17 protein-coding genes and 1 pseudogene are annotated in these 16,337 nt (G+C 47.5%); 13 read left to right on the forward strand and 5 right to left on the reverse strand.

Translation table 11 applies throughout. From position 1 onward, the window contains the following. On the reverse strand, positions 1–2,064 hold the full coding sequence (gene paaZ, locus AAC855_RS13145) for a phenylacetic acid degradation bifunctional protein PaaZ (protein ID WP_340610164.1): 2,064 nt from the start codon (positions 2,062–2,064) through the stop codon (positions 1–3). A 327-nt stretch (positions 2,065–2,391) separates the two neighbouring features. Here paaZ and paaA point away from each other — a divergent pair, with 327 nt between their 5' ends. The 13 genes from paaA (at position 2,392) to paaY (ending at position 14,286) form a co-directional block, all read left to right on the forward strand. Continuing rightward, positions 2,392–3,345: a 1,2-phenylacetyl-CoA epoxidase subunit PaaA gene (gene paaA / locus AAC855_RS13150; RefSeq protein ID WP_340610166.1), complete on the forward strand. Its 954-nt coding sequence runs from the start codon at positions 2,392–2,394 to the stop codon at positions 3,343–3,345. Positions 3,346–3,384: 39 nt separating this feature from the next. Continuing rightward, on the forward strand, positions 3,385–3,672 hold the full coding sequence (paaB, locus tag AAC855_RS13155; RefSeq protein ID WP_340610167.1) for a 1,2-phenylacetyl-CoA epoxidase subunit PaaB: 288 nt from the start codon (positions 3,385–3,387) through the stop codon (positions 3,670–3,672). A gap of 15 nt (positions 3,673–3,687) precedes the next feature. After that, positions 3,688–4,488, forward strand: a complete 801-nt coding sequence (gene paaC / locus AAC855_RS13160) for a 1,2-phenylacetyl-CoA epoxidase subunit PaaC (RefSeq protein ID WP_340610211.1) — start codon at positions 3,688–3,690, stop codon at positions 4,486–4,488. Between the two features lie 19 nt (positions 4,489–4,507). Then, positions 4,508–5,059: a 1,2-phenylacetyl-CoA epoxidase subunit PaaD gene (gene paaD, locus AAC855_RS13165; RefSeq protein WP_340610169.1), complete on the forward strand. Its 552-nt coding sequence runs from the start codon at positions 4,508–4,510 to the stop codon at positions 5,057–5,059. A gap of 11 nt (positions 5,060–5,070) precedes the next feature. Further along, a complete protein-coding gene (gene paaE / locus AAC855_RS13170) occupies positions 5,071–6,201 on the forward strand; it encodes a 1,2-phenylacetyl-CoA epoxidase subunit PaaE (protein ID WP_340610170.1) in 1,131 nt (376 codons plus the stop codon). Positions 6,202–6,272: 71 nt separating this feature from the next. Further along, positions 6,273–7,046, forward strand: a complete 774-nt coding sequence (paaF, locus tag AAC855_RS13175) for a 2,3-dehydroadipyl-CoA hydratase PaaF (RefSeq protein ID WP_340610172.1) — start codon at positions 6,273–6,275, stop codon at positions 7,044–7,046. Positions 7,047–7,049: 3 nt separating this feature from the next. Beyond that, positions 7,050–7,853: a 2-(1,2-epoxy-1,2-dihydrophenyl)acetyl-CoA isomerase PaaG gene (gene paaG, locus AAC855_RS13180; RefSeq protein WP_340610174.1), complete on the forward strand. Its 804-nt coding sequence runs from the start codon at positions 7,050–7,052 to the stop codon at positions 7,851–7,853. A gap of 110 nt (positions 7,854–7,963) precedes the next feature. Beyond that, entirely contained in the window at positions 7,964–9,541 is a 1,578-nt protein-coding gene (locus AAC855_RS13185; protein ID WP_422824385.1) for a 3-hydroxyacyl-CoA dehydrogenase, read from the forward strand. Further along, positions 9,534–10,025, forward strand: coding sequence for a hydroxyphenylacetyl-CoA thioesterase PaaI (gene paaI / locus AAC855_RS13190; protein WP_340610178.1), 492 nt, complete (start codon positions 9,534–9,536; stop codon positions 10,023–10,025). Before AAC855_RS13185 ends, paaI begins: the two co-directional genes overlap by 8 nt. Beyond that, on the forward strand, positions 10,022–11,236 hold the full coding sequence (gene pcaF, locus AAC855_RS13195; protein ID WP_340610180.1) for a 3-oxoadipyl-CoA thiolase: 1,215 nt from the start codon (positions 10,022–10,024) through the stop codon (positions 11,234–11,236). Before paaI ends, pcaF begins: the two co-directional genes overlap by 4 nt. A 65-nt stretch (positions 11,237–11,301) precedes the next feature. After that, a complete protein-coding gene (paaK, locus tag AAC855_RS13200) occupies positions 11,302–12,645 on the forward strand; it encodes a phenylacetate--CoA ligase PaaK (protein ID WP_340610182.1) in 1,344 nt (447 codons plus the stop codon). An 80-nt stretch (positions 12,646–12,725) separates the two neighbouring features. Then, positions 12,726–13,658, forward strand: coding sequence for a phenylacetic acid degradation operon negative regulatory protein PaaX (gene paaX, locus AAC855_RS13205; RefSeq protein WP_340610184.1), 933 nt, complete (start codon positions 12,726–12,728; stop codon positions 13,656–13,658). A 31-nt stretch (positions 13,659–13,689) separates the two neighbouring features. Further along, a complete protein-coding gene (gene paaY, locus AAC855_RS13210; protein ID WP_340610186.1) occupies positions 13,690–14,286 on the forward strand; it encodes a phenylacetic acid degradation protein PaaY in 597 nt (198 codons plus the stop codon). Positions 14,287–14,326: 40 nt separating this feature from the next. Here paaY and AAC855_RS13215 read toward each other — a convergent pair whose 3' ends face one another. The 4 genes and pseudogenes from AAC855_RS13215 to AAC855_RS13230 all read right to left on the reverse strand — a co-directional run. Next, positions 14,327–14,869 (reverse strand): hypothetical protein, encoded by a 543-nt coding sequence (locus AAC855_RS13215; RefSeq protein ID WP_340610188.1) that lies wholly within the window; start codon positions 14,867–14,869, stop codon positions 14,327–14,329. A 62-nt stretch (positions 14,870–14,931) separates the two neighbouring features. Then, positions 14,932–15,474 (reverse strand): hypothetical protein, encoded by a 543-nt coding sequence (locus AAC855_RS13220; protein WP_340610190.1) that lies wholly within the window; start codon positions 15,472–15,474, stop codon positions 14,932–14,934. An 11-nt stretch (positions 15,475–15,485) separates the two neighbouring features. Continuing rightward, entirely contained in the window at positions 15,486–16,148 is a 663-nt protein-coding gene (locus AAC855_RS13225) for a hypothetical protein (RefSeq protein ID WP_340610191.1), read from the reverse strand. 42 nt (positions 16,149–16,190) lie between these two features. Continuing rightward, a pseudogene (locus tag AAC855_RS13230) lies at positions 16,191–16,337 on the reverse strand (IS982 family transposase); the annotation flags it as partial.

Consider the following 16,337-nt stretch of genomic DNA (forward strand, 5'->3'; position numbering starts at 1 on the left):
TCAAACATAATCCCTCAACTGCCGTTCCACCAGCGTAAGAATGCTGTAAAGTGCAACAGGCTGCTGCTCTTGATTTAAAACCTGCACATCCCACATAACGACACCATGTGGTTTATCATCCGGCGTTTTCTGTACTTTCTTGATCTTCTTCTTACAGGTCAGCCGAACCTGAATGGTATCGCCAATCTTCACCGGCTCAATAAAGCGCAGGTTTTCCATGCCATAGTTCGCCAATACCGGCCCAACGGACGCATCGACGAATAGCCCTGCGGCGGCAGAAACAACAAAATAGCCATGCGCTACACGCTCACCGAACAGGGATTCAGCCGCGCCAATTTTATCCATATGAGCATAAAAATGATCACCGCTCAGGCAGGCAAAATTGACAATATCTGCTTCCGTCACCGTCCGGCGGGCAGTTAGCAGACTTTCCCCGACTTCAATTTGTTCGAAATATTTACGGAACGGATGAACGGGATCTTCCTTCACTTTCGCGCCACGTACCCACTCACGACCAATTGCTGTCAGCATACTTGGGCTGGCCTGAATTGCCGTGCGCTGCATATAGTGCTTCACAGCACGTAATCCCCCAAGCTCTTCACCGCCACCGGCGCGTCCCGGCCCGCCATGTACCAGCATGGGTAACGGAGAACCATGTCCGGTTGATTCGGCAGAAGCCGCTTCATCCAGAATTAACATACGACCATGAGCGCAGGCTGTCGCACGGATGACCTGCATCGCAATCTGCTCATCTGCCGTGACCAGTGAACCCACCAGACTTCCCTGCCCCATTAAAGCCAGCTCAATCGCCTGCTCAGTCTCCTGATATGCCATCAAGGTGGAAACCGGGCCGAAAGCTTCTGTTTCATGTACAGCCTGATTCGTCATCGGGTCTGCGCAATAAAGCAGAGTGGGCGGGTAAAATGCCCCATTGCTGTTCGTCTTATCCGCCAGTTCCAGTTTAGCTACAGTACCGCCAAGCAATAATTCACAACCACTTTGTAGCAGTAAATCCACTTTGGACTGAACTTCATCACGCTGCTCAAGGCTGATTAATGACCCCATACGGACATCCGGTAAAGCCGGATCTCCTACCACAACACCGGACAAACGTTTCATCAACGCCTGCTTAACCGGCTCAAGCTGGCTTTCCGGTACAATAATACGCCGGATGGCAGTACACTTTTGCCCGGCCTTCACCGTCATTTCACGGACAACTTCCTTGATGAAGACGCCAAATTCCGGCATATCCGGCGTGACATCTTCTCCCAGAATGCAACAGTTGAGAGAATCAGCTTCCATCGTAAATGGAATGGATTTTTCAATCAGACGAGGGTGAGACTTCAATTTGCGTCCGGTCTGGGCTGAACCGGTAAAAGTGACCGCATCCTGATAGTCGAGATGATCAAACAGATCACCAATTCCGCCACAGATCAACTGCAATGCGCCTTCCGGAACCAAACCACTGTCGAGGATCAACTTCACCATTGCCTGTGTTAACTGCGCTGAAGCAGTCGCGGGTTTAATGATTGCCGGCATGCCCGCCATCCAGGTCGGTGCCAGTTTTTCCAGCATGCCCCAGCAAGGAAAGTTAAAGGCATTAATGTGCAGAGCAACACCGGGGCGGGAAGTCAGAACATGACGAGCGACAAACTGGGACTGTTTGGAAAGCGGGATCATCTCATCTTCCGGCCATAACACATCATCCGGTAGCTCACGCCCTGCCAGACCCGCATAAGAAAATAGCGTTGCAATGCCTCCTTCAATATCGACCCAGCCATCCGAGCGGGTCGCTCCGGTTTCTGCCGAGATAGCATATAAAGCTTCTTTATTGGCAAGCAGGTGCTTTGCAACAGCTTTCATCATCTGGGCACGCTGCTGAAATGTCATGGCTGAGAGTGCTTTTCCGCCTTTTTCTCTGGCATAGCTAAGGCTATCAGCCAGTGGCAGATCATCTGAACAAACCTGATACAGCGCTGCACCACTTACTGCATGATGAATAGTTCTGGCGTTACCGTTTCCATAAACCCATGCACCACAAATATAACTGGTCAATTGTTGCATTTTTTTCTCCGCCAATATCATTAATGAATCACCATTAAAACAATATGCAATATTTATGTATCACATAACCCAGACAAAAAACCACCCAAAAAATTAACAAAAGCGAACATTTTCTGGGCTACGCCTATCAATGCTCTTACTTATCCATAACAATAAAAATTAATTACAACTTTTTGAAAAATAAATAACATAAATTGTGATGTGCTCAACAAATATACAAATAAAACGTTTGATCTTTTTGTTATCAGTTTGTAGATTTAAGGTTGCATTAAGTGATTCGTTTTTACTATATGATTTAAAAAATAAGAATCATATGTGGAGCGTTATATGACAACTGATCAACCAGATCATCAACGACAGGCGCATTTTGACGCCAAGATCGAGGCAGATATCTCTATTGAAGCTAAGGATTGGATGCCCGATGCCTATCGCCAGAACCTGATACGTCAGATCGGTCAACACGCACACTCGGAAGTTGTCGGCATGTTACCGGAAGCCAACTGGATCACCCGAGCCCCCACCCTGCGGCGCAAGGCTGTATTACTGGCAAAAGTGCAAGATGAGGCAGGTCACGGGCTGTATCTCTACAGCGCCGCAGAAACTCTTGGTTGTACTCGTCAGGACGTCTATCAGAAATTGCTGGATGGAACGATGAAGTATTCGTCAATTTTCAACTATCCCACCTTGAGCTGGGCAGACATTGGCGTGATTGGCTGGCTGGTGGACGGTGCTGCGATAGTCAATCAGGTCGCTCTGTGTCGGGCTTCTTACGGTCCTTACGCCCGCGCTATGGTGAAAATCTGTAAAGAAGAGAGTTTCCACCAACGTCAGGGATATGAAGCAGTGACCGTGCTGGCAAAAGGGAGTGAGACTCAGCGGGCTATGTTACAGGATGCCATTAATCGGTTCTGGTGGCCGACGTTGATGATGTTCGGTCCCAATGACAGTGATTCACCCAACAGCGCCCAAAGCATGGCCTGGAAAATTAAACGGTTCAGTAATGATGAGCTGAGACAGAAATTCATCGATAACACCGTTCCCCAATTGGAAGCACTGGGTATGACTGCACCTGACCCTGAACTGGCTTGGGACGAAACAACCGGGCACTACCGTTTTGGTGAAATCAACTGGGACGAATTCAATCAGGTGATCAAAGGCCACGGCATATGTAACCACGAACGTCTGGAGGCCAAACGCCGGGCATGGGAAAACGGAAGTTGGGTACGTGAGGCAGCCTCCATCCATGCCAGAAAAATGGCTGCAAAAAAACAGGCTGCTTAGTCCGCTGTAGTTAATAACCGATGAAAACGGAGGCAAGATATGAACAATACCGATTGGCCACTGTATGAAGTCTTTGTTCGCAGTAAGCAGGGGCTGACTCATCGTCATGTCGGCAGCCTCCATGCAGCGGATGATCAGATGGCGCTCGAAAATGCGCGTGATGCTTATACCCGGCGTAATGAAGGCTGCTCTATCTGGGTCGTGAAATCCATTTATCTGGTTGCCTCACAGCCGGAAGATCGCAGCGCTTTTTTTGAACCGTCAGAAGATAAGATTTATCGCCATCCGACGTTCTACACGATACCTGACGGCATCAAGAATATGTAAGGGGAAAATATGAACATGCCTCATACCGCTTCCCTCGAACAGAACCTTTTCAATCATCACCTTTTCAACTACGTACTGCGTCTCGGAGACAGCCCGCTGATTCTGGCGCAGCGCCTGTGCGAATGGTGTGGTCACGCACCAGAACTGGAAATTGATTTGGCTCTGGCTAACATCGGTCTCGATTTACTGGGTCAGGCACGCCATTTTCTCAGCTATGCCGCCACACTTGATGGAACTGATGCTGAAAAGAAAGAAAGCGATGAAGACCGGCTGGCTTTTGGTCGTGATGAACGGGAGTTCCGCAATCTTCTGCTAGTGGAGCAACCTAATGGCGGTTTTAACGATACGCTGGTGCGCCAGTTTTTTATCGATGCCTATCACGTCTTACTCCATCAGGCATTAGGGCAGAGCCGTGATACCCAATTAGCCGCCATCAGTAATAAGTCATTAAAAGAGGTGGAATATCACCTGCGTTTCAGCCGTGGCTGGATGATCCGGCTGGGAGATGGCACAGAACAGAGCCACGAGAAAATGCAGCAGTCGGTCAATCAACTGTGGCGCTTTACCGGCGAACTTTTCCATTGCGATGAGGTAGAACAGCAACTTGCTGAGGCAGGCATTGCGGTTGATCCCCGGATACTGCATGAACCCTGGAAGCAAATAGTCACAGATACCTTTACTCAGGCCACGTTGGAAATACCACAGGAAACCCCTTACCGACAAGGCGGCAAGCAAGGGCGGCATACAGAACATCTCGGATACATACTGGCAGAAATGCAGTTTTTACAGCGGGCATATCCAGACAATAACTGGTGACCGTAACTGAGGGGGTAGGATGGAGCAGCAACTTAGTTCCTTGCAATCAATAGCGTTGCAATCAATAGCATTGCAGCAACCCGAAATCCACCAGATCTGGCAGTGTCTGCATCAGATTGCCGATCCAGAACTGCCGACGTTATCGATTACCGACCTCGGTATGATACGAGAAGTTACCGCTTTCCAGAATGAGCAGAACGGTCAGAAGGGGTGGCAAGTGGTATTCACTCCCACTTATTCAGGCTGCCCGGCAACTGATTTTCTCCTTAATGAAATCCGTACGACACTGGCTCAGGCCGGTTTCTCCCCCGTACATATTAACGTGAGCCTTAGCCCGGCATGGACGACTGACTGGATGAATGCCGATGCCAGACAGCGTCTGCGGGAATCCGGTATCGCGCCACCACAGGGAACGGCCTGTGAAAAACCCGCAGACACCGAATCCATTACCTGCCCGCGTTGTGGCAGTCATCAGACAGAAAAAATCAGTGAGTTTGGTTCCACCGCGTGCAAAGCACTTTATCGCTGTCAGCACTGTCTGGAACCTTTCGATTATTTCAAATGTATTTAAGGGAGCAGCAGATGGCTATTCTTCCTCATTCCGGTTCTCAGAAAAAGCAATCCCAGCAAAAACACGCTCACCGGACACAGTTTCATCGCTTACGCATTGCTGCTATTGAGCAGGAAACGCCAGATTCTGTCGCGGTCACACTGCATATTCCCGATGAACTGAAAGAATATTTCCACTATCAGCCGGGTCAGCACCTGACACTCAAGGCAAAAGTTAACGGGGAAGAACTACGCCGCTGTTACTCCATCTGTAGCTCACCACTGGATGACACACTACAAATTGGTGTCAAAGCTATCTATCAGGGGCGATTATCTACCTTTATTAATCAACAATTGAAAGTTGGGGATGAGCTGGATGTCATGCAGCCACAAGGTAATTTTGGTCATTCCCCTGATACCAGCAAGCCGGGAAATTATCTGGCCATTGCAGCAGGTTCAGGCATTACGCCTATCCTGTCGATTATCAAAAGCACACTGGCTTTGGAGCCAGAGAGTACTTTTACGCTGATTTATGGCAACAGTACCAGCCGCTCGGTGATGTTCAGAGAAGCACTGGCTGATCTGAAAAACCGCTACCTGCAACGTTTTCAGGTCATGTATCTATTCAGTCAGGAAACCACTGACAGCCCGCTGCTCAACGGTCGTATCAACACCGAAAACCTGCTGCGGATCGGCAAAATACTCCTTAATTTTTCCCAGTTTGATCAGGCTTTTCTTTGTGGGCCTGAAACGATGCTGGATGATGCAAAATCAGCACTTGAGCAGGCCGGTATGGCGTCTGAACACATCCACAGTGAACGTTTCAATACCGGTAATCATCCTCTCTACACCGCTTCCCGCCCTGCAAATATGGACGGGCGCAATGAAACGAGTGTCGAAATTCATTTAGATGGCCGCGCCCTGAATATTGTGATGAATGCTGAGGATAACAGCATTCTTGATGCGGCTCTGCGTCAGGGCGCAGATTTGCCCTACGCCTGTAAAGGCGGTGTTTGTGCCACCTGTAAATGCCGTCTCAAATCCGGTGAAGTGGATATGGGCGTGAACTACAGCCTTGAACCGGATCAACTGGCTGCCGGTTATATTTTAAGCTGCCAGTCATGGCCGAAAGGCGATGGTGTTGTTGTTGATTTTGATGTGTGACCGTGGTGAGTGAGTGCAGCCAACAAAGAGGCAGCTCGAAAAACGAAGGGTATAGAAAATCAGGAGATACCATGAATCAAGAATGGGTTTTAAGTCTTCAACAACAGCGGGTACGCACACTGACCCTCAACCGCCCGGAAGTACGCAACGCTCTCAGCAATGACTGTCTGGAACTGCTTGTACAACATCTGGAACAGGCGGATGCCGATGCCGGAACCGGCGTCATCATCATTACCGGCTCACTACGCTGCTTCGCCGCCGGAGCTGACCTTAAAGAACTACAACAACAAACCGTTGCCAACGCAATCACTGATCGTCGCCCCCAACTCTGGCAACGGCTGAACAATATCAGCAAACCGATGATAGCTGCCGTTAATGGCTATGCTCTCGGCGCAGGCTGTGAACTGGCTCTGGCCTGTGATCTGGTGGTTTGTGGTGAGAACGCCAGCTTCGGTCTGCCGGAAATCACGCTGGGGTTAATGCCGGGAGCGGGAGGAACACAGCGGCTGATTCGCAGTGTAGGCAAAGCCCTTGCCAGCCAGATGATATTAACCGGCGAAGCCATTAACGCCCATCAGGCGCAACAGGCTGGGTTAGTGAGTGAAATTTGCATCGATAACCTGACGTTAAAACGTGCACAACAAATAGCAGACCGCATCAGTGAATTTTCGCCGCTGGCTCTGCGGGCGGCTAAGGCTGCGCTCAAGACTGCATACGAAACCAGCCTGTCACAAGGGCTGTCCGCTGAACGACAACACTTTGTTGCCTTAGCTGGTACAGCCGATCGTCAGGAAGGTATTTCAGCCTTCCTTGAAAAACGTAAACCAACATTTAAAGGATGCTAGTAGATGGAAAATGAAAATATACCCACGATACTCACTGAAGTGAAAGCAGGTGTCCTTAGCATTAAACTCAATCGTCCTAGGCTGATAAACAGCATCAACGAGGAAATGCACCTGCAACTCAGTGAAGCTCTGAAAATTGCAGAACAGGATGAATCCGTGCGCTGTGTACTGATTTCAGGTGCTGGACGTGGTTTCTGTGCAGGTCAGGATTTAAATGATCGTAGTTCTGTTATCAACGTAGGTGGCGTTCCTGATCTCGGCTATTCCCTTGAAACTTACTATAACCCGCTAATCCGCCGTCTGACCACTCTTCCCAAGCCAGTGGTTTGCGCTGTTCATGGCGTGGCAGCGGGAGCGGGTCTTTCTCTTGCGTTGGCGGGTGACATTGTGCTCGCGTCCCACAATACCACCTTTATTCAGGCTTTCTGTCGTATCGGCCTGACACCAGATGCAGGCGGCAGCTGGTTCCTGCCCCATAAAATTGGTCATGCCCGCGCGATGGGAATGGCCATGCTGGGGGACAAAATCACTGCTGAACAAGCACTGGAGTGGGGCATGATCTGGCAGGTCTTTGAACCTAAAGAACTGGAAGAGAAAGCATGGGAAATCGCCCAACGTCTGGCAACTCAGGCGACATTCTCCCTTGCGAGCATCAAGAAATCCACTTACGCCGCCGCAACCAATACGTTGGATCAGCAGCTTGAGCTTGAGCGCGAGCTACAACGCCAATGTGGGCATACAGAAGATTTTCAGGAAGGCATCCGTGCGTTTATGGAAAAGCGCGAACCACAGTTTAAAGGAAAATAAATATGAATATGCCAGTACATCATCGTCCGACATTCAGTGATTCAATAGCTAACGAATCAATTAATGAATCAATACCAGAAGGCCCAATCGCTGTTATTGGCGCGGGAACGATGGGTATCGGCATTGCTCAGGTTGCAGCGCTAGCAGGACATTCCGTCCTGCTATTTGACGCTAATGGTGAAGCCGCACAACGGGCGCTGGATAAACTCCACACCCGCCTGCATCAGCGTGTCACAGCAGGTAAAGCCGATGCAGATAAAACTCAGGCGCTGTTGCAACGCATCACTCTGGTTGACTCATTACAGGCGCTGGCTCCCTCTATACTGGTGATTGAAGCGATTATTGAACAGCTGGAAGCCAAACAAAAACTATTCCACCAGCTGGAATCTCTGTGTTCAGAACAAACCATCTTTGCCAGTAATACCTCATCGCTGTCGATTACGGCTATTGCCCGTGTCCTGAGTAAACCTCAACGCATGGCCGGGCTGCATTTTTTCAACCCTGCCCCGCTAATGAAACTAGTGGAAATTGTGCAAGGGCTGGAAACCTGCCCACACATCATCGCAATACTTAAACGTCTCATGCTCAACTGGCAAAAACAGCCAGTCATTTGCCGCTCCACACCCGGTTTTATCGTCAACCGCATTGCGCGGCCTTTTTACGCCGAAGCCCTGCGCGCACTGGAAGAGCAGGTTGCATCTCCGGCGACACTGGATGCCGTCATAAAAGATGCCGGCGGCTTTGCTATGGGGCCATTACAACTGACTGATTTAATCGGACATGACGTCAATTACGCCGTTACTGAATCCCTGTTTCACGCGTTCTACGGTGATCCCCGCTTTCAGCCATCATTACGACAAAAAGAACTGGTGGAAGCCAATCATCTGGGGCGCAAAAGTGGCCGTGGGTTTTATGCCTATTCCGACACCAATAATGCAGAAAAAAATAGTGCGGATAAAAAACTGCAATTATTTCCTGCGATTGAAGAAATACAAGCCGCAGAATCAGTCACACCAGAGCAAATAAATGCCATCGGGAACTGGTCTACTCTGCCTCATTTTGTCGCTATGTTGCAGGAAAAGTTGCAGGAAAACGGGATATCCTGCGAGAAAAAAAGCACTATCCCATTATCTTCACCTGCATTACAGATTGATGATGTTCTATTTATGCTGGCAACCGGAAAAACCAGCTCACAATTGGCTGATGAAATTCAGGCTCCGGTTGTACAGTTTGATCTGTCTGCCAACCATCATGCTGCTCCGATAATCACAATCAGTGCCGCCTGCCAGAACACTCAACAACAAACGGCAAAAGTCGCCCGTTTTCTCCATTCCCTCGGCAAACAGGTCATTTTACTGCCGGATTATCCGGCCATGCTGACGATGCGGACGGTGGCAATGCTGTGCAACGAAGCGCTGGATGCGCTTAATAAAGGCATTGCCAGCGCCGAAGATATCGATCTGGCAATGTGCCGTGGTGTGAATTATCCCATCGGGCCACTGGCATGGGGAACTCAGCTCGGCTGGCAGCATATTTTCAATACACTGGAAAACTTACAGCAGTTCTACGGGGAAACCCGTTATCGTCCGTCTCCCCTGCTTCGTCAGCTGGCGGCGGGCCATGTCACATTACAGTCCCTATCTCTCCGGCAACATGAATATCAACATAAGAAGAAAAATCATGCCTAATAAAACGAATATTTCCCCGAAGCAACTTGCCCGAAACTGTATTGAGAGTATGTATACCAAAGATGCCTGCGCTAATCATATGGGAATGCAGATTGACTATATCGACATCGGGATCGCTCAGTTAAGCATGACCATTGTACCTACCATGCTTAACGGCCATAAGACCTGTCATGGTGGCATTATATTCAGTCTGGCAGATACCGCATTTGCCTATGCCTGTAACAGCGAAGGACTTGCGGCTGTCGCTTCCGGCTGTAATATCGATTTCATCCATCCGGTTTTTAATGGCGACCGGCTTACAGCTAACGCGTCAGTGCAGCATCAGGGCAAAACTAACGGGTTATATGATGTCAAAATTACCAATCAGAATGGCAAAACTGTGGCCTTTTTCCGTGGTCACTCCCACCGTCTGGGTCATTCTGTTGTAGAAGAACCCGCCAAAGCAACGACTCCAACTAAAATAGTCAGGAAAGAAAAATCATGACCCATGCATTTATTTGTGGCGGAGTGCGTACACCTATCGGCCGTTATGGTGGAGCCCTCGCCAGCCTACGCCCTGATGATCTGGCCGCTTTGCCGCTACGAGCATTACTGGCTCGTTATCCCGGACTCGACTGGCAAGCGATTGATGATGTTATTCTCGGTTGTGCAAATCAGGCAGGTGAAGATAACCGTAATGTCGCTCGCATGGCGACACTGCTGGCTGGTTTGCCACATTCTGTCCCCGGCACAACACTCAACCGGTTGTGTGGTTCCGGTCTGGATGCTCTGGCTTTTGCGGCCCGCAGTATCAAAGCAGGTGAAGCTCAACTGGTACTGGCTGGTGGCGTGGAATCCATGACCCGTGCCCCATTAGTGATGGGCAAAGCAGACACGGCTTTCAGCCGTCAGGCCCAGATATTTGATACCACAATTGGCTGGCGTTTCATTAATCCGCTGATACAGAAACAATTTGGTACAGATTCAATGCCGGAAACCGCAGAAAACGTTGCGGCCCTATTTAAAATCAGCCGGGATGCTCAGGATGCTTTTGCGCTGCGCAGCCAGCAACGTACCGCTACAGCGCAGCAGCAAGGCATTCTGGCTGAAGAGATCATCCCTGTTACTCTGCCTGACCACCGGAAAAAAGGGCAAGACACGCTTATTTCACAGGATGAACATCCCCGACCTGACACGACATTAGCACAGTTACAAAAGCTGAAAACACCCTTCCGGACTGAAGGCACCGTCACTGCCGGTAATGCTTCCGGCGTCAATGACGGAGCCGCCGCCCTGATTATCGCGTCAGAAGCCGCAGCATTAAAACACGGGCTGATACCTAAAGCGCGTATTGTGGCAACCGCCACCAGCGGTGTTGAACCACGCATCATGGGGATTGGGCCACTGTCAGCCACGGATAAAGTACTGTCACTCACCGGGCTGAGTCTGCATCAGATGGATGTAATCGAACTGAACGAAGCCTTCGCAGCTCAGTCACTGGCAGTGATACGCCAATGGGGATTACCGGATGATGCAGAACATGTGAACCCGAATGGCGGTGCGATAGCACTGGGGCATCCGCTGGGAATGAGTGGTGCCCGGCTTGCACTGACAGCAACGCTTGAATTAGAACGGCGAGCCGGACGCTATGCCTTATGCACTATGTGCATCGGCGTTGGGCAGGGAATTGCCATGATTATTGAACGTATTTCATAACCAACACCTGCATATAACAATAAAAACAGCCTGATACAGTTAAACCAACAAAAAGGGCGGGAATTATGAGCAACAACGTACAGCACCTCAACTCAAGCTTCACTCCACATCCCGAAGCCAGTCTCGATTCTGTTGAATTTGCTTCACGCGATGAAATTCAGGCGCGACAGTTTAAGCAGATGAAATGGACATTGCATCATGCCTATAACAACGTGCCAATGTATCGCCGTAAATTTGATGCGATTGGTATTCACCCCAATGATTTCCGGCAGCTTGAGGACATCGCTAAATTTCCTTTCACCACCAAACAGGATCTGAGAGATAACTACCCGTTTGATACCTTTGCCGTTCCGATGGAAAAAATCGTGCGTATCCATGCTTCATCCGGCACAACAGGGCGTCCGACCGTTGTTGGTTATACCCAGCAGGATATCGACAACTGGGCTGATCTGGTTGCCCGTAGCCTGCGTTTTGCCGGAGCAACAGCTAAAGACAAAATACATGTCGCTTACGGTTACGGCCTGTTCACCGGCGGTCTGGGAGCACATTACGGCGCTGAGCGTCTGGGGGCAGCCGTGATCCCGATGTCTGGCGGGCAGACAGAAAAACAGGCACAGTTGATCTGCGACTTTAAACCCGATGTCATTATGATGACGCCCTCTTACTGCCTGACATTATTAGATATATTGGAACGACAAATGGGAGGCGATGCCAGACAATGCTCTCTGCGGGTCGGTATTTTCGGGGCTGAGCCGTGGACGGAAGGGCTGCGGCATGAAATTGAAACTCGTATGGGCATCAAAGCGCTGGATATTTATGGTTTGTCAGAAATCATGGGGCCGGGTGTCGCCATGGAATCACTGGAATATGCCGATGGTTCCACTATTTGGGAAGACCATTTTTATCCGGAAGTGATCGATCCTGACAACCTGAATGTATTACCGGACGGCGAGAATGGTGAACTGGTTTTTACCACACTCACCAAAGAAGCCATGCCGATGATCCGCTACCGTACCCGCGACCTGACACGTCTGTTACCGGGAACCGCCCGCAATATGCGGCGCATGGACAGGATCACCGGACGCTCTGACGACATGCTTATCATCCGTGGCATCAATGTCTTTCCATCACAGGTAGAAGAACAGATCACGCGTTTCAGCGAATTGTCGCCACATTATCAACTGGAAGTGGACCGCGTTGGGAATTATGACAGCCTATCCGTCAAGGTCGAACTGAAAGATCCGGCGCAACTGAGTATCCAGCAACGCTGCGATATCTGTCACCAATTACGCCATCACATCAAGGCCATGATAGGGATCAGCACCGAAGTCAGTATCGTCAACTGTGGGGATATTCCGCGCTCGGAAGGCAAAGCGGTTCGGGTTCTTGACCACCGTCAGCAGAAATAATATTCAAACAATACAATAACGACTGGGACACCTGATTATGCTACTGTCATGACTCATTTGCGTTTAGACAATAACAAAATATGACACACAAACTCGACGATTTTATTCGACATGCCCTTGATGCCCAAACGATTAGCGGAACATCGCTGATCATTTCCCTGTATGGCGATGCACTCAGCCATCGGGGAGGTGAAGTCTGGCTGGGCAGTCTCAGCCTTCTACTGGAACCGCTGGGATTCAGTGACCGTTTTGTCCGGACATCTGTCTTTCGTTTACAAAAAGAAGACTGGCTGGAGGTAGAGAAAATAGGTCGTCGCAGTTACTACCGCATCACTGAGCGGGGCATGAACCAATTCCGCCATGCAGAGAGTAAAATTTATCTCAGCGAACAACCGGCATGGGACGGCAAATGGGATTTATTGCTGTTGGAAGAAACCAGCAAAGAGGAACGTACCCGCCTGAAAAAAGAGCTGAATTGGTTTGGGTTTAGTCAACTCAACAGCACATTAATGGCAGCCCCCAGCAGTTCACAAAGTGATATTCCGGCTCTGCTCGGAGAACTCAACGCCAGTGATTCCGTGATCTACTTCCGGGCAGATTATCCTTATCCCCGCTCCGAACAGAGCCTGAAAGAACGGGTATCAGCCAGTTGGTCGCTGGATCAGGTTGCTCAGCACTATCATGAATTTATCATCACATTCCGGCCCTTGATGAAACTCTTGCAAGACTGTCATGCAGACGAACTGACCCCGGAGCGCTGTTTCCAGTTACGCCTTCTGCTGATCCACTTTTACCGCCGTGTCGTACTGCGTGACCCATTGCTGCCTGATGCTCTGTTGCCTACACAGTGGGAAGGCCAAATCGCCCGGAACTTATGCATCAACATCTACCAGCGCATTGGCCCTGCCGCAACACGATACATTGGTGAACAATGTGAAACCACCATAGGTAAATTGCCCCAACCTGCTGCTGCCTACTATCGTCGTTTTGGAGGATTGCACAGCGGCTCTTAGTAACGCCTGACAATTGTTTGAGGAAATACTTATGCCTGTATATCAACTTGATGGTTTAACCCCGGTTATTGACCCCAGTAGTTATGTTCACCCTACCGCTGTTTTGGTCGGTGACGTCATTATTGGCAAGCAGGTTTATATCGGCCCGAATGCCAGCCTGCGTGGTGATTTCGGTCGGCTGGTGGTGATGGATGGTTCGAATATTCAGGATAATTGCGTCATGCACGGTTATCCTCAACAGGACACGGTCGTTGAAGAAAACGGTCATATCGGGCATGGTGCGATACTGCATGGATGCCAAATCCGGCGTAATGTTTTGGTTGGCATGAATTCAGTTGTGATGGATGGTGCAGAAATTGGTGAAAACTGCATCGTGGGAGCAATGGCCTTTATCAAGGCAGAAGCGATTTTTGCAGCCAATCAACTGATCATCGGCACCCCCGCCCGCGCTCTGCGTACCCTGACTGAGCAGGAACTGGAATGGAAGCGGATCAGTACTCGGGAATATCAGGATCTGGTAACACGTTGTAAAAATACATTGAGGCAGGTAGAACCGTTGACTGAAATAGAACCGGGGCGTAAGCGGATGGTATTTAGTGACGATTTTATGCCTAAGAATCAATTGTAAAATGGTTCCTACTGCTCGCTGGCTGCGAGCAGCCTCAATACTATTTAATATCAACCACCTCAGAAGGTTTTATCGTTATTTTTTGACCATGTAACTCGCAATCTTCCAGTAATTGAATAACGCCTTCTTTAGCATATAAAGCTTGTGCTCCTTCGGCTTCTTTATAAGGAACAACTGATTCAGTCATATCAATGAAGGGTTTACTGAAGATAATGGCTTTATATCTATGCTCAGTATCACCATCAGGTAGATCCCAATCAATTAAGTAATTAGCATTCTTCCAGAAAACAATAACTCTTGTGAATTCTTCATCATCTTCTTTTTTATTCCACTTATAACCTATTACACAGTACGTATTATTTACACTATTAAATCCGAATTTATTAATAAGGTAACTGAATGAAGGCAAATATCCCTCTTTATAATCTTTTATTTTTAAAGGATTAAAATAACTATCTGGCTTTTCATTATAGATCCCCCAGCTTCCCTTATTTTCCCAATCCTTAAAATTTAATTCTTCCTTCTGTTCAGAAAAAATAGGGAAAGAAAATAGAATCATTATAAAACTAAATAACCATCTCATTTTCACTCACTTTATATTTAACTTAACTAAAAAATTTCCATCACAATCTTCGAGATAGATAACTAATCTTTAATATCTATTATCTCAGAAGGTTTTATCGTTATTTTTTGACCATGTAACTCACAATCTTCCATCATCTGGATAACGCCTTCTTTTGCCCACCAAGCCTGTGCCCCTTCTGTTTCTTTGTAAGGAAAAACAGATCTATCCATTTTAATAAATGGCTTGCTAAATATAATTGCCTTATATCTATTATCATCGTCACCATCAGGTAAATCCCAGTCAATTAAATAATTGGCATTTTCCCAAAAAATAACAACTCTTTCTCGTTCTTTACTATTTTTTGTTTTATTCCATTTATAGCCTATTAAACAATATTTATTGTTTACATTCCGAAAATTAAATAAATTAATAAGATAACTAAATGAAGGTAAGTAACCATCGCTGTATTCTTTTATTTTTAATGGATTAAAATAATTATTTGGTTTTGAGTCATAAATTCCCCAATTACCTGTTTTTTCCCAGGCGTTGAAGTCTAGATTATCTTTCTGTGAAAGAGAAATTGATGAAAACAGAACCATACATAATCCAATAAAATATTTCATATAAATATCTCTTATTTAAGGTAATTATCAGAAAGTTTATAAAAATCTTGGCCTTGCAATGAAAATAATTTAATAAAATTAGAGCCAGGTGAACCACTATTTTGTGTTCTCCACGCAATAACTTCTGTATTCGAAATGCTATTACTTTTTGCTACATTGATAGCATGTGTAATTAATCGACGATAAGCTAAAAAGTGCTCTTGGGTTCCATCATTAGCAACAATCACCATCCTATTAATTCTTCTTTGTATATCATCGTTGATATTGGGATATTGCTGAAAGCCCTCGATTGTTTTTGGTGCTGAAATAAGACCAATCAATTTATTTCCATGTTTAGGTACACCAAGGTATTGAGATTTAGGAGACCTTACTCTGTTTAATAAAACATCATGCATATACTGCATCGTATCTTTTGCTTCTTTTTCACTGTATTTGAATTTTTTAGACTCAGGAGATGACGTCTCCGCCAACAACACCATCAGCATTGCTCGTTGCTCAGCAGTAAGATCAGTGGGGATCGATATTTTAGGCACGATATTAATTGTTAAATGTGGAAAGCAATCCTCAGCAACACCCTGAGCAAAATTAGGACAGAAATCAATATTTGTATCAACTGCCTTAACTTTACTTACCCCTATATTAATCGCTGTTATTTGCAATGTTTGCTCTCTCATCTGAGGATTATCACGCTGAAAAATAGTTAACCCCAATTCCGCTTAAGCTATTGCTGAAATATCTTCTTCTGAGTAGAAAATTTTCAGTGATGGCTTTTTCTCTTTAAGGCAGTAAGCAACCAATCCCGTTAAAATCGTTAACAAAAAACCGGTTATACTTCGGTGACGAGAATGTTCTAATTGAGAGTC

It is taken from the genome of Xenorhabdus bharatensis (assembly GCF_037996705.1).
In the GTDB taxonomy this organism is placed as follows: domain Bacteria; phylum Pseudomonadota; class Gammaproteobacteria; order Enterobacterales; family Enterobacteriaceae; genus Xenorhabdus; species Xenorhabdus bharatensis.